18 protein-coding genes and 1 pseudogene are annotated in these 17,629 nt (G+C 59.8%); 12 read left to right on the top strand and 7 right to left on the bottom strand.

The window, feature by feature from the left end; genetic code table 11:
• Positions 1–173 precede the first annotated feature (173 nt).
• Positions 174–1,073 (top strand): YwqG family protein, encoded by a 900-nt coding sequence (locus HMPREF2528_RS01325; RefSeq protein WP_070541727.1) that lies wholly within the window; start codon positions 174–176, stop codon positions 1,071–1,073.
• 93 nt (positions 1,074–1,166) lie between these two features.
• On the opposite strand, the gene HMPREF2528_RS01330 is transcribed toward HMPREF2528_RS01325, so the two are convergent.
• Entirely contained in the window at positions 1,167–2,768 is a 1,602-nt protein-coding gene (locus HMPREF2528_RS01330) for an ATP-binding protein (protein WP_070541730.1), read from the bottom strand.
• A gap of 364 nt (positions 2,769–3,132) precedes the next feature.
• On the opposite strand from HMPREF2528_RS01330, the gene HMPREF2528_RS01335 reads away from it, so the two are divergent.
• The 6 genes from HMPREF2528_RS01335 (at position 3,133) to HMPREF2528_RS01360 (ending at position 9,125) form a co-directional block, all read left to right on the top strand.
• The gene (locus HMPREF2528_RS01335) at positions 3,133–4,593 is read left to right on the top strand and encodes an O-acetylhomoserine aminocarboxypropyltransferase/cysteine synthase family protein (protein WP_070541734.1); all 1,461 of its coding nucleotides are present in this window, start codon (positions 3,133–3,135) and stop codon (positions 4,591–4,593) included.
• Positions 4,593–5,099, top strand: a complete 507-nt coding sequence (locus tag HMPREF2528_RS01340; RefSeq protein ID WP_005509183.1) for a CoA-binding protein — start codon at positions 4,593–4,595, stop codon at positions 5,097–5,099. The genes HMPREF2528_RS01335 and HMPREF2528_RS01340 overlap by 1 nt, the downstream gene beginning before the upstream one ends.
• 296 nt (positions 5,100–5,395) lie before the next feature.
• Positions 5,396–6,400 (top strand): Abi family protein, encoded by a 1,005-nt coding sequence (locus HMPREF2528_RS01345; protein ID WP_049361881.1) that lies wholly within the window; start codon positions 5,396–5,398, stop codon positions 6,398–6,400.
• Positions 6,401–6,860: 460 nt separating this feature from the next.
• Positions 6,861–7,679, top strand: a complete 819-nt coding sequence (locus HMPREF2528_RS01350; RefSeq protein WP_049357881.1) for a transporter substrate-binding domain-containing protein — start codon at positions 6,861–6,863, stop codon at positions 7,677–7,679.
• 29 nt (positions 7,680–7,708) lie between these two features.
• Positions 7,709–8,383 carry an amino acid ABC transporter permease gene (locus tag HMPREF2528_RS01355; protein WP_070541738.1) on the top strand — a complete coding sequence of 225 codons (675 nt, stop codon included), beginning with the start codon at positions 7,709–7,711 and terminating at the stop codon, positions 8,381–8,383.
• Entirely contained in the window at positions 8,376–9,125 is a 750-nt protein-coding gene (locus HMPREF2528_RS01360; RefSeq protein ID WP_070505786.1) for an amino acid ABC transporter ATP-binding protein, read from the top strand. Before HMPREF2528_RS01355 ends, HMPREF2528_RS01360 begins: the two co-directional genes overlap by 8 nt.
• A gap of 99 nt (positions 9,126–9,224) precedes the next feature.
• Here the strand turns inward: HMPREF2528_RS01360 and HMPREF2528_RS01365 are convergent, their stop codons facing one another.
• Positions 9,225–10,016, bottom strand: coding sequence for a trimeric intracellular cation channel family protein (locus tag HMPREF2528_RS01365; protein WP_070541741.1), 792 nt, complete (start codon positions 10,014–10,016; stop codon positions 9,225–9,227).
• Positions 10,017–10,261: 245 nt separating this feature from the next.
• On the opposite strand from HMPREF2528_RS01365, the gene HMPREF2528_RS01370 reads away from it, so the two are divergent.
• Positions 10,262–10,465, top strand: coding sequence for a hypothetical protein (locus tag HMPREF2528_RS01370; RefSeq protein ID WP_049350458.1), 204 nt, complete (start codon positions 10,262–10,264; stop codon positions 10,463–10,465).
• Between the two features lie 42 nt (positions 10,466–10,507).
• Positions 10,508–11,137, top strand: a complete 630-nt coding sequence (locus HMPREF2528_RS01375; protein ID WP_070541747.1) for an L-alanine-DL-glutamate epimerase — start codon at positions 10,508–10,510, stop codon at positions 11,135–11,137.
• A gap of 150 nt (positions 11,138–11,287) precedes the next feature.
• Here HMPREF2528_RS01375 and HMPREF2528_RS01380 read toward each other — a convergent pair whose 3' ends face one another.
• The 3 genes from HMPREF2528_RS01380 to HMPREF2528_RS01390 all read right to left on the bottom strand — a co-directional run bounded on the left by HMPREF2528_RS01380 (position 11,288) and on the right by HMPREF2528_RS01390 (position 12,990).
• Positions 11,288–11,713, bottom strand: coding sequence for a GNAT family N-acetyltransferase (locus HMPREF2528_RS01380; RefSeq protein ID WP_246823840.1), 426 nt, complete (start codon positions 11,711–11,713; stop codon positions 11,288–11,290).
• 161 nt (positions 11,714–11,874) lie between these two features.
• Positions 11,875–12,405, bottom strand: coding sequence for an alkylhydroperoxidase, AhpD family (locus tag HMPREF2528_RS01385; RefSeq protein WP_049333921.1), 531 nt, complete (start codon positions 12,403–12,405; stop codon positions 11,875–11,877).
• Positions 12,406–12,408: 3 nt separating this feature from the next.
• Positions 12,409–12,990 carry a peroxiredoxin gene (locus tag HMPREF2528_RS01390; protein WP_070541753.1) on the bottom strand — a complete coding sequence of 194 codons (582 nt, stop codon included), beginning with the start codon at positions 12,988–12,990 and terminating at the stop codon, positions 12,409–12,411.
• Positions 12,991–13,240: 250 nt separating this feature from the next.
• Between HMPREF2528_RS01390 and HMPREF2528_RS01395 the strand changes: the two genes are divergently transcribed.
• The gene (locus HMPREF2528_RS01395) at positions 13,241–13,900 is read left to right on the top strand and encodes a GNAT family N-acetyltransferase (protein ID WP_070541758.1); all 660 of its coding nucleotides are present in this window, start codon (positions 13,241–13,243) and stop codon (positions 13,898–13,900) included.
• 83 nt (positions 13,901–13,983) lie between these two features.
• Here the strand turns inward: HMPREF2528_RS01395 and HMPREF2528_RS01400 are convergent, their stop codons facing one another.
• Both HMPREF2528_RS01400 and HMPREF2528_RS01405 read right to left on the bottom strand, forming a co-directional pair.
• Positions 13,984–14,325, bottom strand: a complete 342-nt coding sequence (locus HMPREF2528_RS01400) for an acylphosphatase (protein WP_371326305.1) — start codon at positions 14,323–14,325, stop codon at positions 13,984–13,986.
• Positions 14,326–14,393: 68 nt separating this feature from the next.
• On the bottom strand, positions 14,394–15,083 hold the full coding sequence (locus HMPREF2528_RS01405; protein WP_049347060.1) for an NAD(P)H-binding protein: 690 nt from the start codon (positions 15,081–15,083) through the stop codon (positions 14,394–14,396).
• Between the two features lie 227 nt (positions 15,084–15,310).
• Between HMPREF2528_RS01405 and HMPREF2528_RS01410 the strand changes: the two genes are divergently transcribed.
• Both HMPREF2528_RS01410 and HMPREF2528_RS01415 read left to right on the top strand, forming a co-directional pair.
• Positions 15,311–16,894 carry a DHA2 family efflux MFS transporter permease subunit gene (locus tag HMPREF2528_RS01410; protein WP_070541761.1) on the top strand — a complete coding sequence of 528 codons (1,584 nt, stop codon included), beginning with the start codon at positions 15,311–15,313 and terminating at the stop codon, positions 16,892–16,894.
• A 362-nt stretch (positions 16,895–17,256) separates the two neighbouring features.
• A pseudogene (locus HMPREF2528_RS01415) lies at positions 17,257–17,629 on the top strand (C4-dicarboxylate ABC transporter substrate-binding protein); the annotation flags it as partial.

The following is a 17,629-nucleotide window of genomic DNA, read 5'->3' on the forward strand; positions in this document are numbered from 1 at the left end:
TCTGCACGCTCTGCACCAGCGTTTCTGCCTGCCGGATGCACTCGTGACCGAAACCGGTGCGCGCCTGCCCGAAATAGGGTCTAATGGGGGTAGAAGGCGCCGCGGTACCGTTGCCTCGCGCCTTCACACCGAACCTTTCACACCGATTAATTCACCGACGAAACGAGCACATCATGCCGATGAATAACCCCTCCGAAGAGACCCTGGCGCAGGCACGCCGCGTCATCGACGCGCTCAACGAGCGTGGCGCGCGTAAGCAGGCGATTCGCCTGAAGGTCAGCAGCCCGGACGCGCCGCTGCCGCAGACCGCATCCAAGTTTGGCGGCCGCCCGTACCTGCCCGCGGGCGAGTCTGCACCGACTAATGAGAAGGGTGAGCCGCTGGGCATGATTGCGCAGATTAACTGCGCCGACCTGCCCGAAAACGACATCTACCCGGCGACCGGCATGCTGCAGTTCTGGATCGACCCGAACGACGAAGAGTGCATGTGGGGTTACGACTACGAGAACCCGCTCTCGCAGAAGAACCACCGCGTTATCTACTACGAGACGCTGGGCGAGCCGAACCCGGATGCGCCGTACCCGACCGTGAACTGGGATGACTACGGTTGGCCCTTCGGACGTGACGGTAAGGGCACCGTCGAGGAGGTTGTCGAGTACGCGCTCGCCTTCGAGACCTGGGAGCAGGGCTTCCTGGATGGCGGCTACGAAATCTACGACCGGTTCGCTGACGCCTGGGACGAGATGTACCCGGACCAGAAGCTGCCCGAGGAACCGAACGCACGCGATGACGCCTCCTATAACCTGCTGGAGCCCTTCGAATCGGAGGAGAGGGATTACTCGCATATCGGCGGCTACCCCTCGTTCGTGCAGAATGACCCGCGCGACGAGTTTGAGGAGCTGCGCGGCCACACGGTGAACCTGCTGACCATCGAATCGGAGTGGGGTGAGGACGCCGAGGAGGGCGTGTACGTGATGTGGGGTGATGCCGGTGCGGCGAACTGGCTGATTACTCCGGAGGCGCTTGCCGCCCGCGACTTCTCGCAGGTCGTCTTTGAGTGGGCCTGCGGCTAAACGTGGTTTTGGCTGAATAGTCGAATGGGGAGGGAAATAGAGAATAACCGCTCTATTTCCCTCCCCTTTTTGTGTACCTTTTATCGGGTACGTCTAAGCAGCGCGATACTTACGGTTCTTACTACGCGGCGGAGCCGTAGGAACAATCAGCTTCGCCTCCACAAGACGGCGCAGATCATTCGTGATGGAGGTACGTGAAGCACCCCGACCCCAATGCTCTTGGATATATGTCGTGGAAACAGCCTCGCCCTGTGCACGCAGGCCACGCACAATACCAGCCTGGCGTTCGCTGAGGCCGTCAAGCGACGCATCGGCCCCCGCCGGTTCGACGGCGTCGGCTGAATGTTTGCCCGTGGAATGGGTTGCTTGCTGAGTCTTATCCTCAGGCGCGGTCTTCTGTTCCGTAGAAGACGCACCCTGCGGGGGCTGCATCAGAGTGACCTGCACATAGAGTAGACGGTCAGCAAACTGGGGAGCGGGCAGACCCGCCTCCTTCAGCGCGCGCAGAACCGTGGGAATACCGGAAGCCCTATTCTCTGCAATCAAACGCCCCGTACCCGGATCGGGCAGATCAGTCAGAATGCTTGCCAAGTAGCTGTTGCGGGTTGAAGAAACACCGGGCTGACCGAAATCTCGGATAGTCACAGCACCGTAGATACCGCCCGGGCTACGCACCACCAGGCGGTTGGTGTAGAGCTCAACCTGCACCTGCGAGCCGCGCGCACCCGGCGAGTAGTCGCGGTGCATGAGGGCGTTGACCAGGAGCTCGCGGATAGCCTCCAGCGGATACTCGTAGCGCTCAACCCGCCCGATACCGCTGCTGTTGAGGCCCTCCATCGTGGACGTTTTGCGCATATTGCGAACTAAAACGCCCATAGCTTCATCCAACATGGAGGGGATAGGGCCGGTACAGCTGTGATTGTCCAGGAAGCGTCGACCGTCCTCAGTAACCTCACCAAGCTCTTCACCGGGAAGAACAACAACGCTCATCATCAGCTGCGGGAAGAACGCCTGCGGGTATGAGCCCATGGCGAGAAGCGCTCCAAGAGTGGGTACTTCTCGGCCCTCAGAATCGATGCGTAGAATGCGTGCCTGCAGAAGAACCTCACGGTCAGAAAGCGCCGCAAAAACACGAGGCTGCTCCTCGCGCAGGCGAGCGACATAGGCACTCACAAGGGTGGGGGAGAGGTCCTTGAAGCTTGCCTCGCTGACCAGCTCCTCGTCGTAGCGGGGCTGACTGCGGTTCTCTAGGAGGCGGTCAATCTCGTACTTGGTGAGGCGAATATCCGCCTCACCAACACGCTGATAGGAGCCGTTATACATGCCGTGTGCTTCGATGTAGTAGGGCTTCTGCGTCGGGTCGCCAGGGAGTACATCGATGCGCACGATACGGTGCTGGCCCTCTACCGCCTCAATGTGAATATCTGCCGGAGGTCGAGGCGTAATCTTGGAACGGATTGCCTCAACGGATGCATCATGGACTGCCTGTGCGTTGAAACCTTCAACCGGCTGTAGACCTTCTGCCGGGTCGGTGAGGCCGAGAAGAATGGTGCCACCGTCTCCATTAGCGAAAGCGCTAACGGTTTCAAGAACAGACTTGGGGAACCCGCCAGCTGCAGCTTTGACTTCTACCTGTCCGTTTTCAGCCTGGCTACGGCGTAGGTTATCGATGAGTTCGGCGGTGTTTGTTTCCATGCATGCTCCCGATGGCTACTTCTTGGTGAACGTCATAACAGCATCATAACAATTTCTGCGATGATGTTGTTATGATCCTGCGATGATGTTGTTATGATGCGGTATTCTCACCATTCTTAGGATCTTAAAAACCCCGGAATTGCAGGCTAAAACCGGGTATTTTTATCAGTCTCATTAATCGCGCATCATATCAGCCGTCATAACAGAAGTTGTTATGACGGCTGATATGATACCCCGTCATAATCCGCAATAAACGACATATAGGTACCCGCACTTGGTGCGCCCCGCCGCCGGTGGCACAGTATAAAGTCGAGCCACTATCGACTCCCCGCACACAGGCGGGCAGATACACAGGAGCAAACCAATGGCTGAACACACTTTCGGCTTCCGCACCCGCGCACTACACGCGGGCGGCACCCCCGACGCCGAGCACGGTGCCCGCGCGGTCCCCATCTACCAGACCACCTCCTTCGTCTTCAAAGACGCTGACGACGCCGCGAACCTCTTCTCCCTGCAGAAGTACGGCAACATCTACTCGCGCCTGTCCAACCCCACCGTCGCCGCGCTGGAGGAGCGCATCGCCTCCCTCGAAGGCGGCATCGGCGCGGTAGCGACCGCCTCCGGCATGGCTGCCGAGTTCATCACCTTCGCGGCTCTGTGCCAGCAGGGCGACCACATTGTGGCTTCTTCGCAGCTGTACGGCGGCACCGTCACCCAGCTGGACGTATCCCTGCGCCGCTTCGGCATTGAAACCACCTTCGTGCCCGGCACCGACCCCGCCGACTACAAGGCGGCACTGACCGAGAACACCAAGGCAATCTACACCGAGATCGTGGCGAACCCCTCCGGTGAGGTTGCCGACCTGGAAGGCCTCGCAGAGGTCGCACACGAGGCGGGTATCCCCCTGGTCGTGGACGCAACCCTGTCCACCCCCTACCTGATCCGCCCCATCGAGCACGGCGCGGACATCGTCATTCACTCGGTCACCAAGTTCCTGGGCGGTCACGGCACCACCCTCGGCGGTATCGTCGTCGAGTCCGGTCGTTTCAACTGGGGTAACGGCAACTTCCCGTCCATGACCGAGCCGGTTCCCTCCTACAACGGCGTGTCCTGGTGGGGTAACTTCGGTGAGTTCGGTTTCCTGACTAAGCTGCGTTCTGAGCAGCTGCGTGACTTCGGTCCGTCGCTGAGCCCGCAGTCCGCGTTCAACCTGCTGCAGGGCGTTGAGACCTTGCCGCAGCGCATGGACGCGCACCTGGCGAACGCTAAGCAGGTTGTTGCCTGGCTGGTTGAGGATCAGCGTATCGCCTACGTGAACTACGCCGGCCTGGAAGACCACCCGCACCACGAGCGTGCGAAGAAGCTTCTGCCGCTGGGTGTCGGTTCCGTGTTCTCCTTCGGTGTGAAGGGCACCGAGAAGGCGTCCGGCCGTCTGGTCGGTGGCGAGTTCATTGGCGCCCTGCAGCTGGCAAGCCACCTGGCAAACATTGGTGACTCCCGCACTCTCGTGCTGCACCCGGGTTCGACCACGCACCAGCAGCTGTCGCGTGAGCAGCTTGAGGCTGCCGGCGTGGGTGAGGACCTGATCCGTATCTCGGTGGGTCTGGAAGACGTCGAAGACATCATTTGGGACCTGGACCAGGCGCTGACCTACGCGACCGGCCTGAACCACGCCGGTGAGCGTGTGGGCGAGTCCAGCGCAGACAAGGTTGTGGAGGCTGAGGAGGCGGTTGCCGCCGCTAAGGCCGCCGAGGACGCTGCCGCCGCTGAGGCTGCTGCTGGCGCATCCTGCTCCCTGCCTACTACCACTCAGGAGGAGAAGTAATGACTGAGAAGCGTACCTGGGTGGGTCCTTCCGCCCCTGAGCGTCTGAACATTCTGCGTAATACCCGCACGATCGCGATTGTGGGTATGAGCGATAAGATTTCGCGTGCCTCGTACTTTGTGGCAACGTACCTGCAGTCGGCGTCGCCGTACAAGCTGTATTTTGTGAACCCGATTCTGGCGGCGAAGGGCAAGCTTGTGCTGGGTCAGCCGGTGTACCCGTCGCTGCAGGACCTGCCGGAGGTCCCGGATCTGGTGGAGATTTTCCGCCGTAATGAGGACCTGCCGGGCGTGGTTCAGGAGGCTGTGGATCTGGGCGCGAAGACCGTCTGGATGCAGCTGGGCTCCTGGAGTGAGGAGGCTGCCGCGATTGGTGAGGCTGCCGGCCTGAACGTGGTGATGGATAAGTGCGTGAAGATTGAGCATGCGCGTTTCCACGGTGGCCTGCACCTGGCTGGTTTCAACACGGGCGTGATTTCTTCGAAGCGTCAGGTGCTGTCCAAGTAGCCTGCGCTGTGTAAGCTGCGGCTACCGTAGCTTGTAATTACAAAAATTAGGCGCTTGTCAGCGTGCTAGGAGGGGCGTACCCGGGGTGATTCCCGGGTACGCCCCTCCTTCATTAAGGACGATGTAGCGATATAAGCAACCAGAAGATAACCAGGGAAAACGCCCAGATTCCTTGAGAGCGTGTAGCTTCAATGTTATGGTTGTACTAACAGTCCCCCCTCCGCCTCTGATTCAAGCGCATCTCGAGGGGGTCCTTTTTTATGTTCGGTTCTACGGCGAACCGAGTAAGGAGAGCAGTGGTTTTGCCCAAGGAATCGTGCGTATTTCTGCCTTCAATAGAGGACCAGAAGGAATACCTTGTTGCTAAGAGGTATTTTCCTCAGGGAACGACCCTGAGCGATGATGACCGAGACATGCTTGCATGCTCTAATTTCCACTACCTTCTGGGATACTTTCGTAATTACAACAAATACAAGAGCGAGGGATTTCTGCCTGAGAAGCCAGACATCTCAGATATTTTAGATATTGTGCGTATGGATGTGGAGGTCTCTTCCCTCCTGTACGGATACATGAGGCAGAGCGAACAGGCGATTCGAGCTGCATGGGTGGAAGCATTCTGTACTTATCGTAGTCCCCATGAGTACCTCAACCCGGATGTATATATCTGCATAAATCAGGACAGGCCAGTAGATGCGCTTATCAAAGATATGATGCGGCATATCCTGCGATACCGTGAACCGTATGTTCGTGAGCGTATTGAGGAGTGGTGGAAATCTTGCGCTAAAAGTTCCTCTAAAAATCCCTCTGAAAGCTTGGAAGACTGGGAAGATGTTGAGGCGCTTCGAGAGATGATGCAAAAAGAGCTTCCCCTGTGGTCTATTGTTGATTCGTTTTCTTTGGGACTTCTCTCCCACGCAGTGGTCCAAAGTTATGCTTCAGAAACCTCCACTGAGTCTGGAGGTTCTGAAAAGTTGCTGCTCTACAAAAAGACCGCAGGGTATATGGGGGTGAACCATAAGCACTTTGAGGGCCGTCTTAAGTCTCTGACCACTCTGAGAAACCGTGTAGCTCATGGTTCTCGCCTCTGGATGATGCCAACGACTGATACCTCTGCAAAGCCTAAAATTTTTGCTAAGGACCTCCGCGAAGCGGACCCGAAAGGTATGTTGGTCAGCTTCGCCAATGTTGCTCTTTTGCAGGGAAACACCTGTCGTCAGAGGGAGGCCTGGAAAGCGATAAAAGCTTTAGTGAAGCAGAATGAGAGCTACTACATTGGCGTAGGTTCGCAGAAAATCTTCTGAAAACAGCGACAGTCCCGCAGGCACCTCGCATTATGACGCTGGCGTTCTCATTGGACTAAGAGAGGGGGCGTACCCGGGGTGATTCCCGGGGCGCCCCTAATCTGTGCCCGGTGGAGCATTCGGCGCGTTGTGGGCGAGATTGAGGGCGTAGCATCGCCCCTTGTCGAGAGCAGTTCAGCTTTAAGGTAAACCTGACCCCTATGTTCTGGGGTGCTAAGCCGGTATCCTAGTGTGGAGCCCGGCGGCCGGTACACAGCACACACGCGTACCGACCGCCGGGTTTTCCTCTCTCACAGATTGTGACGGAATATTACGTTGAATTCTCTCGGGTCTGGAATAACTGTAGGATAGCCAGCGTTGCACCCGCAGAGAGGGGCACACCGCACGATGCCCCCGGGTTACCGCAGGGTGACAACCCGCAACTACAAGAGCATCAACCACCACACGAAAGAAGAACACTATGTCCGCAATGATTAACCGCCGTACCGTCCTCGCAGGCTCCGCATTCACCGGCCTGGCTGCACTGCTCGCAGCGTGCGGCTCCAACGGCAGCAGCACCGCATCCAGCACCAACAAGCTGGAGGCTATCAAGTCTGCCGGCAAGATTCGTGTGGGCCTGGAGGGCACCTACCGCCCCTTCTCCTTCCACGACTCGAACGGCACCCTGGTCGGCTTCGAGAAGGAAATCGCCGACCTGATCGCTAAGGACCTGGGCGTGACCGCCGAGTTCATCGAGACCCCCTGGGATTCGCTGATTGCTGGCGTGGACGCTGACCGCTACGACATCGTCATCAACAACGTTTCTGCAACCGATGAGCGTAAGCAGAAGTACGACTTCTCCGTACCCTACCTGTACTCCGAGCCGAAGATTGCCGTGAAGAAGGATTCTTCCCTGCAGAACGTAAGCGAGATTTCCGGTCACTCCTCGGCGCAGTCTGAGACCTCGAACTTCCGCAAGATGGTGGAGGCGAAGGGCGCCTCGATTGTGGTTGTTTCCGGTTTCGATGAGGCTATCGAACAGGTCCTCTCGGGCCGTGCAGAGATGACCGCGAACGACTCCGTGTCCTTCGCTGAGTACCTCAAGGAGCACCCGAACGCTAACCTGCGCCTGCTCTCCGGTGACCTGGGCACCGGAAGCAACTCCTCCATCCTGATGGCTAAGGGCCAGGACGCCCTGCGTAACGCTATCGACGAGTCGCTGAAGAAGCACCTGCAGAACGGTGACATCAAGGCGATTTACGAGAAGTACGTGGGCGAAGACCTCTCCCCGAAGAACTAATACTTTCTATAAGGAGCTGAGTTCCGTTCATGGAACGCTACCTGAATCTTTGGGCTGAGTCCCTGCCTCAGCTGCTGGGCTCGACCCTGGCAGTGACCATTCCGCTATCGCTCATCTCCTTCGCGCTGGCGCTGCTGGTGGGCATCATCTCCGCCGGCGCGCGCACGAGCCGCTTCGCCCCGGTGAACTGGCTGGCGTGGCTGTATATCTGGGTTTTCCGTGGCACCCCGCTGCTGGTGCAGCTGTTCATCGTCTTCTACGGCTTGCCGAAGGTTGGTATCGCCCTGGACGTGTGGAGTGCCGCGATCATCACGATGAGCCTGCACACCGGCGCGTACGTGGCGGAAACCTTCCGTTCCGCGGTGGCGGCTATTCCGCGCGGCCAGTTTGAGGCGGCGGCAACCCTGAACTTCACCCGCATGCAGACCCTGCGCCACGTGGTTATTCCGCAGGCGGTGCGCATTGCTCTGCCGAACCTGGGCAACAACTTCATCGACCTGATTAAGGGCACTTCGCTGGTGTCGGTCATTTCGATGGTTGACCTGTTCCAGACCGGCAAGCAGATCGCGTCGCGTACCTTCGAGCCGCTGGCAATGTACTCCGAAGTCGCCATCATTTACCTGGTGATTTTCACTCTGCTGACCGCCGCGCAGTCGGCGCTGGAGAAGTACAGCAACCGTTACGTGAGGAGCAACAATGCTTAGCGTTGATTCCCTGTCGAAGAGCTTCGGTGAGACGCAGGTGCTCAAGAACATCAGCCTGGACATCCCCGACGGTGAGACCACGGTGATTCTGGGCCCCTCCGGTAGCGGTAAGTCGACTCTGCTGCGCTGCCTGAACCTGCTGGAAACCCCGCAGTCCGGCACGCTCACCATTGACGACGCGCAGGTAGATTACAGCCAGAAGCTCACCGATGCGCAGGTGCGTGATATTCGCTCCCGTTCGGCGATGGTGTTCCAGCAGTTCAACCTGTTCCCGAACTACACGGCGCTGAAGAACGTGGCGCTCGCCCCGACCCTGAACGGCACCCTGAGTGCTCAGCAGGCGCAGGAGCGTGCCCGCGAGCTGCTGGCGAAGGTGGGTCTTGCCGATAAGGTGGATTCCTACCCGGATGCCCTCTCGGGCGGTCAGCAGCAGCGTGTGGCGATTGCTCGCGCCCTGGCGTTGGAACCTTCCTACCTGCTCTTCGACGAGCCGACGAGCGCCCTGGACCCCGAGCTGGAGGCGGAGGTCATCCGCGTGCTCATGCAGCTGGCGAAGGAGGGCCGCTCCCTGGTCATCGTGACGCACAATATGGCGTTTGCGAAGAAGGTTGCGGACCGTATCGTGTTCCTGGAGAACGGTACCCTGCGCTATAACGGTGAGCCGAACGGCTTCTTCGCCTCGGATGATGAGCGCATCCGCAAGTTCCTGACCGTGTACGACAGCACCGAGTACACGATTTAGCCGTACTGCATATAGTAAATATGGGCTGTTTTCTGCCGTCAGATAAGCATCTGACCAGCGGAAACCAGCCCATATTCTATATTCAGCATATATTGGCTTTTATTCCGAAAGCCCCTTAGAGCGGCGGTACTCCTCCAGCTGCTCAGCGTTAATAACCTCAAGCTGCTCAGTGAGCGGCTCACCGGGCGACCAGCCCTCATTAGCGACGGTGCGGTCCTCCTGCTTACCAAAAGCGAAGAGACGCGGGCGAGGCACACGAAGCTCAGCCGGAGTGGTCGGCAGCTGCCAATTCTTCATATAGGAGAGCACACCCAGCACCAAACACAGCAGAATGGACAGACCCATCGCCAGGTTCGGGCGGTGGAATAGGCCGGTCACGAGGGCGGTCTCAGAGGCACCCACAAACGCCACAGTAGCGTACAGGGAGTTACCACCAAAGATTGCCGGAATACGGTTGACCATGATGTCACGGATAACGCCGCCACCGACCGCGGTGGTCACACCCAGTGCGATAGCGGGCAGCCAGTGCAGACCCAGGTTCAGGGACTTGATGGTGCCGGTTGCCGCCCACGCGCCCATACCGATGAAGTCAATGATGAGCATGGTTCGGGTCGCCCACCGGGCACTCAAATCGATGCTGTACGCCAGAATCGAGGAGCCGATAGCACCCACCCAGTAGCCGCCGTCGGTGAGCGCCACGGGCAGGCCCGAGTTTAGTAGCACGTCACGAATCATGCCGCCGCCCATACCGCAGGCGACCGCGAGTAGCAGGAAGCCCACGATATCGAATCGGAAGGCGCGCGCCACAGCACCGCCGAGCAGGCCGTTAGCGACAACGGCGGCAATGTCGACGATGCGGAATACCTGATCGGGGTCAAAGAACTCGTGCATGGGCGTTCTCCTGCGTACGTGATGCGTGTGCTGCGGGTGCCGGTAGGGGGAGGCGCGCGCAACGGGGGGGGGGTCGGGTGACGACGTTATCACCGCATCCGGCTCTGTCTGCCTGTGCGCGTACCTGAATTGGCACCGATTTATTGTAGACCCGCCGCCGCTCCTGCTCCTAGTTGAAAAGTGCTCATGACGAGCTCTGAGACGAGAAGGAGAAGCTTGTGGGCGCGCTAAAAGATGGGCGTAGAATGAGTGAATCTCCACCCCCCAAGGCCGTCATGATTGTTTTTGCGCTGGGTTCTTTCCAGTATGGTAGCGGCATCATTTCTTCGCTACTGTTGGCGTTGAGCCCCCTGAACGCGGTGGAGTCCATGACGGTGATGATGCTTGCCGGCACGGCGCTGTCGGCGCTCATGGTGTGGTTGCCTTCGCGTAGCCGGAACGCTCGCTAAGCTGGGACTAGACGAAATCTGCGTAAGGTGAAAGGAGCCGCTGTGGCGGTATCTCGCGACGAAGTTTTCGGGGTCCTGCAGGGAATCGTACCCCGTCTGGAGGAGGCGCTTCCCGGCTGGTCGGTGCGCCCCAACATTACGGGTACCGGCGCGGTGGGGCTCTATCTGGACGGTCCCAATCTGCCCCTGGCCGGCGTGAACGTCGATGGTGAGTCGGTCGCGCGGCACCTGTGCGGTACGATTCAGACCGCTGACCGCGGCCTGCCGCAGGAGCTGGGGCAGGTGCGTTACCAGTACATCCTGGGTGTGAGCGTGGCGGAGCACGAGAGCGAGTACCCCGAGCCGGCCGACCTGGTGAGAGTGGGGGAACCGAGTTGGATTTCTGCGCTGAGGGCACTGGAGGCTCTAGTGGAGTCCGAGGGGCGTGAGGTGCTGTTCATCAGTCGCGGCGGGTACGTGCCCGGCCGCCGCGCCCTGGGTAAGCGCCGCGTGGCGCTACGCCGCGAGTTCTTTCCGGGTAAGCCCTGGCTGGGTTTGGGCACAATTGACTGGTGCGCGGGCGTGCGCTCGACCCCGGTGTACGCCGAGGACCTGGCGTCTCTGGTTGCCGCGGCGACGCGCCTGGCGAGTAGCTGGGATACCGCCCTGCGCACTGGCTCGGCGACCAGCTGAAACAAAAGCAGGTACAACAAAGCGGCGCATCCGACCCGAAAAGGGAAGGATGTGCCGCTTCTGTGTAAGCTCTGACGCTTAGTGGGTTTAGCCCAGCGTCTCAGCCAGCTTGAACGAGTCAATCCGTATCAAGCCGCATGCGATATTGCCTTATCGATAGTATGCAAGGGTGATGCATCCTGCCGCCTCTACGGGGGCGTAACCGTAGCGTTTGTAGAGCGCAATGGCGTGTTCACTAGCAACGTCGGTGGTAATGAGTCGCTGTCGGATGTCTTCTCGGTCAAAGTCATCAATGGCACGCTTTAGAAGCGCAGAACCAATGCCCTGACGCTGGGCGTGCGGATGTACCAGAAGGTCCTGAATGTAGGCGATAGATTGACCGTCTCCGACGGCGCGTACTAGCCCGATGAGCCGTCCCGTTCCTTCAGGCGTTGTCTCTCGTGCGGTGTAGAGATAGCGTGAGCCTTCCAGCATCGGGAGGAGGCGTTCGGGCGTTTTGGTATAGGCGCTCCAGCCGACAGAATCGTAAAGCTCAGTGAGTTCTTCCACGCTGGGAAGGGGGCTGGTGGAGCCCAAAATACAGTACCGCATACAGGCATTGTATAGCGCCAAATCGGAGGAGTTAGGAAACTGCCGCCCAACACGTTGCGGGGCTTGACGCGCACATAAAAGCGGCGCATCCGACCCGTGAAGGGAAGGATGCGCCGCTTCTGTGTGTGCTCTAACGCTTAGCGGGTTTAGCCCAGTGCCTCAGCCAGCTGAATGCCCTGTGCCACGCCACCGAGGGTTGCAGCAATACGGATCAGGTCATTGACCTGCTCCTTGGTTGCGCCCTCTTCGCGCAGGGTGTGCTCGTGAGCCTCAACGCAGTGGGAGCAGCCGTTGACTGCGGATACTGCCAGTGCGAACATCTCGAAGTCCAGCTTCTCAATGCCACCGTTCTTGCCGATGATCTGCATGCGCAGGTTTGCACGCTGGTCATCGTATGCACCGTGCAGGAAGCCACGGGTGCGGTAGAAGATGTTGTTCATGCCCATGATGGTTGCAGCGCCCAGAGCAGCCTCGTAAGCGGTGTCGCTCAGGTGCTCCTTAGCCTCTGCAGCAATCTCAACAACAACAGAGTCAACCTTGGTTGCTGCTGCGGTTGCGAGGATTGCGCCCCAGAGCTGCTGCTCGGTCAGGGAGGTGATGCGGGGCAGGGAGGACAGGTTGAGGTTCATGTCCTTCGCGTAGGAAGGCAGAGCCGAACGCAGGTTATCGATGCTCATGGATTACTTCATCTCCTTGAATGCGTCGATGGTCGCTGCACCCTTCTGCCAGTTGCATGCGCACAGCTCGTCGGACTGCAGTGCGTCCAGCTGGCGGAGCACCTCGTCGGTGTTACGGCCGACGGAGTCAGCGGTAATGGAGACCGACTGGATGGTGTTGTGAGGGTCGATGATGAAGGTTGCGCGGTCTGCAACGCCGTCCTTGTTCAGGATGCCCAGTGCGCTAACCAGCTCACGCTTGAGGTCGGATGCCATGACGATGGGCAGGTCCAGGAGCTCTTCGTGGGAGCGGCGCCATGCGTAGTGGGTGTACTCGTTGTCAACGGAAACACCGACCACCTGGGTGTCGCGTGCCTCGAACTCGTCAGCGAGCTTGCCGAATGCGGCAATCTCGGTGGGGCAAACGAAGGTGAAGTCCTTCGGCCAGAAGAAGACGACGCGCCAGGTGCCTTCGTCCAGACCCTCGGAGGAGACGGTGGTGAAGTAGTCTTCGGGCTTGGTTGCTTCGATGTCAGCCAGCTTGCCGGGGACAACGCCGGTGAGCTCGTATGCGGGGAACTGGTCGCCGATGGTCAGAACTGCCATGGTGTTCTTCTTTCTGTTTCGTGCCGCGCGGATTCGTTGCGCGGCGCTTGTTCTAAGTGGTGCCCAATGGGCGGGCTCGATAAATATTTTATTATGAATAATTCATAATAATCAAGTAGCCTTGGATTAAAACCCGAAGGTTTAAGTATGATATGCATCACCAAACATTCCGGGGCGTTCAAAAATCTTCCCCCGTGCAAATATCCATGCGCAAATCCCACCTACAAACCCCAGGGGTTAAGCTCGAATCATGACCCCCGAACACAATGACTTCTTAGAACACAGTGACTTCTTAGAACACAGCGAATATGTAGAGCCCAACCAGCCCGAACTCATTACCGAACGCCTCACCCTGCGCCACCTACGCGAAGCGGACATCCCCGACATCGTGGAATCCTGCCGCGACGAAGAAACCCTCCGCTACACCCGCATTCCCTTGAACTACACGCGCGCTGACGCCGAGGACTACCTGCTCACCACCATCCGACAGATTGCCGCCGGGCAGATTCAGCGTTGGGCGATTGACGCCTCCGGCGTGTTTGCCGGAACCATTGAATTGCGCTTGGCTGACGGTACCCCCGAAAGCCCCGGAACCCGCGCCGAACTGGGGTTCTACACCGCCCCGAAAGCGCGCGGCAGGGGCTACATGACCGAGGCACTGCGAGCCGTCCTCGGCTACGCCTTCGACCCGCTCGGACTGGGCCTCGAACGCGTGCGCTGGACCGCCCTGGCGGGTAACGAGCCCTCAGAGCGTGTGGCGGTCAAGGCGGGTTTCACCGGCATCTACGACGATATTGACCCAAACTCCGGCCGCCCCGACGAGAACGGCCACCCGGTGCAGCACCGGGTGCGCCGCGCCGATATGACCCGCGCTCAGTTCGCGGCACTCTGGGCGGACCCGCGGGGTTAACCCGCGCACAGCATAGGGGCGCGCCGGGTGCTTCCTCGTAGTGAGGAGAGCATCCGGCGCGCCCTAAATAAAGACTGGGGAGGCTACCTGATGCCGAAGCCGCGGAACGAGCCGGACGGCTCCTCCCACCCGACGAGAACCTCATCCACGCGGCCCGCGGTATCGTCGCCGCGCAGAATATCCACCAGGCGAGCGCAGGAGGCGGCCGTCCCCTCCGCAATCACCTTGACGCGCCCGTCGTCGAGGTTCTCGGCGTACCCGGTCAGGCCCAGCGGCTTGGCGGTGCCGGCGCACCACCAGCGGAAGCCCACGCCCTGCACCTTGCCGCTCACGAAAGCGACGAGGCGGATTTCGGCGGGCTCTGCCGGGGTTCGGTCGGTGAAGAAATCAAAGAAACCCACGAGTGCCTCCTTGGGGGTGTTCATCGTGTGGTGAGCTCATTCTCCTGACTTGGCGGGTAAGGAGTGTGGCCCGGGCAGGATGCGGGTTTTTGCTAGCGTAGCGAGGTTCCCGCCGGTGCGGCGGCGAGCGCCTCAGCCACGGGGGTGGAGCCATTGCGGAAGGGAATGGCCTTGCCAATGGTCGAGTCATCGGCCACGGTCGCGGTGAGCACGCGGGCCACGGTAGCACGTGAGGTGTCCGAAGAGTCTCCGTTGTGCGCCGGTGCGGTGGTCACCTCGATGCCGCCCTCATCCTCCAGGGTGAGAGTGCCAGGGCCCAGAATCGTGAAGTCCAAGCCGGAGGAGCGTAGGTACTCGTCAGCGGCGGCCTTCGCCTCGGCGTAGGCGTAGAAACCGTGGTCGGAAGGGACTCCGTGGTCGGCTCCGGCACCCAGGTACGAGACCATAATGTAGCGTTTTACGCCGGCTGCCTGCGCCGCATCCATGGAGCGGATGGCGGCGTCGCGGTCGATGGCATAGGTGCGTTCGGGACCGCCCACGCCGCCCGCGCCAGCAGACCAGATGAGCACCTCGGTCCCCAGGCGGGCGAAAAGCTCAGTCATCTGCTCGACACTCAACGAGGCGATATCAACGACCTCGGGAGTTGCGCCGCGTGCCATAAGGTCGGCACTCTGCGATTCGGCACGGATGATGCCGGTCACCTGATGGCCGGCATCAACCAGCATGGGTTCGGCCAGCAGCGCGACCTTGCCGTGACCGCCAATAATTGTTACTCGTGCCATGGTGTACTCCTCAGGCTGAAGGGCGATGTGTGTTCATTTCCAGTCTAGAGGGTTCGGCCCGCGCCCGGCGAGGTGCCGCGCGCTCGCCGGTCAGCGGCTGCTGAGCGCTGATTAGGGTAGAGCAACCGGAGCCGCGCCCACAAGGGGAGTAAGATGGGGTGATATTTATCAGCGGCAACGCTGAACACACAGACATCTACCCGCAACGCTCATCCGCTGGAGGATCATTGAGTTCACGCCCCAAAAAAGCGCCTCTCGTCGGTAACCCGGCGAAGACACCCTACAAGCCCTGGCCTGCTCTCTGGTCCCTGGTTGTTGGCTTCTTCATGATCCTGGTGGATGGCAATATCGTCACCATCGCCCTGCCGCACATGCTGCAGGATCTGGATGCATCCCTGTCGGCGGGCATGTGGGTGACGAGCGCCTACCTGCTGGCGTATGCGGTGCCGCTGCTCATTACCGGCCGTATGGGTGACCGCTTCGGTCAGAAGAACCTGTACATGATCGGTATGGCTATTTTTACGCTTGCTTCCTTGTGGTGTGGTCTGGCGCCGAACGTTGAATCGCTGATTACTGCCCGCGTGGTGCAGGGCCTGGGTGCGTCGCTGATGACCCCGCAGACCATGTCTCTGATTACGCTGATGTTCCCGCCGAATGCGCGCGGTGTTGCGATGAGTATTTGGGGTGCGACTGCGGGCGTCGCCTCGCTGGTTGGCCCGATTCTGGGCGGCGTGCTCGTGGATGCTCTGAACTGGAGCTGGATTTTCTTCATCAACATTCCGGTTGGCCTGGTCGGCCTGTTCTTGGCGTGGCGTAACGTGCCGGTGTTCGAGCAGAAGAAGCACAGCTTCGACTGGTTGGGTGTGGTGCTTTCGGCGGTCGGCCTGTTCCTGCTGGTTTTCGGTATTCAGGAAGGCGCCACCTACGACTGGGGCACCATCACTGACTCGTTTATGGGTACTGGTATTGCGGTGAGCGTGTGGGGTCTGATTATTGCCGGCATTCTGGTGCTGGGTCTGTTCATTGGTTGGCAGGCTATTAACCCGCGTGAGCCGCTGGTTCCGCTGAGCCTGTTCAGTGACCGTAACTTCTCCGTGTCGAATGTGGCTATCTCCGCTATGGGTGTGGTCGCTATCAGCATGGCATTCCCGCTGACCCTGTACCTGCAGCAGGTGGAGGGCCTGGACCCGACCCAGGCTGCGCTGATGACCGCCCCGATGGCGTTGTTCTCGGGCGCGTTGGCGCCGGTGGTGGGTGCGCGTCTGAACCGTAACGACCCGAAGTGGATTGCCGTGATTGGCTTTACGTTGCTGGTTATTGGTTTTGCTCTGCTCCGCCCGACGATGGTTGCGGACGGCAACCTGTGGCTGATGGTTGGCCCGATGATTATTCTGGGCGCGGCGAACTCCTGCATTTGGGGTCCGCTGTCGGTGTCTGCGACCCGTAACCTGCCGCCGCAGCGTGCCGGTGCCGGTTCGGGCGTGTACAACGAGACCCGCCAGATGGCGTCGGTGCTGGGTTCGGCTGCGATTACGACCATCATGGCTTCTGCGATTACTTCGCACCTGTCTGCCTTGGGCCCGGCTGCCGCAGCGGGCGGTGGCTCTCACGACGGTGCTGCTGGAGGCGTGCTTCCGCAGATTCTACGTGAACCCTACGCGGTGGCAATGGCTGATTCCATGATGCTACCCCTGGTCGCCGCGGCGGTGGGCGCCGTCGTGTGCCTGTTCTACGCCTCCATGAAGACCTCCGAGGCAAAAGCCGCCGCACAGAACGCTGAGGCAGAGCCTGAGTCAGAAAACACTAAATAGAAGGCTTATCAAAACGTTTTACGTCATAAACGGTGCATAACCTGAGATACGGTGCGAATACCGGGACAAACTAGATGCACTCTGTGTATGATGAGGCGGGTCACCGTCGAACAGAAGAGAACCAAGAACGGCTCTTTTGCCTCCATCGGAGGGTTCGGCAGTGACCGCTGTCTTTTAAATGCCGCGCTCACTCGCGGCACGCCGACTGCATATCGGCGGCAGCGACACACATGACCACTAAACCACGCGGTAGTCGCCTGATACTTCTACTCACCATAGAACCGGACCCGTACGACCCATACCGTGCGCAACGTCAGATGATGCAACCTCCCGCGTGGTCAAGATACGAAGAGAGATACTTTATGGCTTTCTCCCTGTCCCCCCGCCTGGTGCGTACCGCGCTCGCTTCGGCGGCCCTGCTGGTACTCGGCACGGTCGCGGCGCCCGCGGCTAACGCCTACAACCCCGACATCGACGGCGACGGCATCCCCAACACCTGGGAGATGAAGGGCTACGACGCCGACGGCGACGGCAAAATCGACGTGGACTACCCCGCGATGGGCGCCAATCCGCTGAAGAAGGATATCTTCGTGGAGATGGACTACATGCCCGGCCTGCTCGCCAGCGAGGAAGAGCTCGACCGCATCACCGAATCCTTCGCGCAGCTTCCCGTGCGCAACCCGAACGGCACCGTCGGCATCAACATCCACCTGGACGCCGGTAGCGCCCGCAGCG

The organism is Rothia sp. HMSC078H08, assembly GCF_001808955.1.
Lineage (GTDB): Bacteria > Actinomycetota > Actinomycetes > Actinomycetales > Micrococcaceae > Rothia.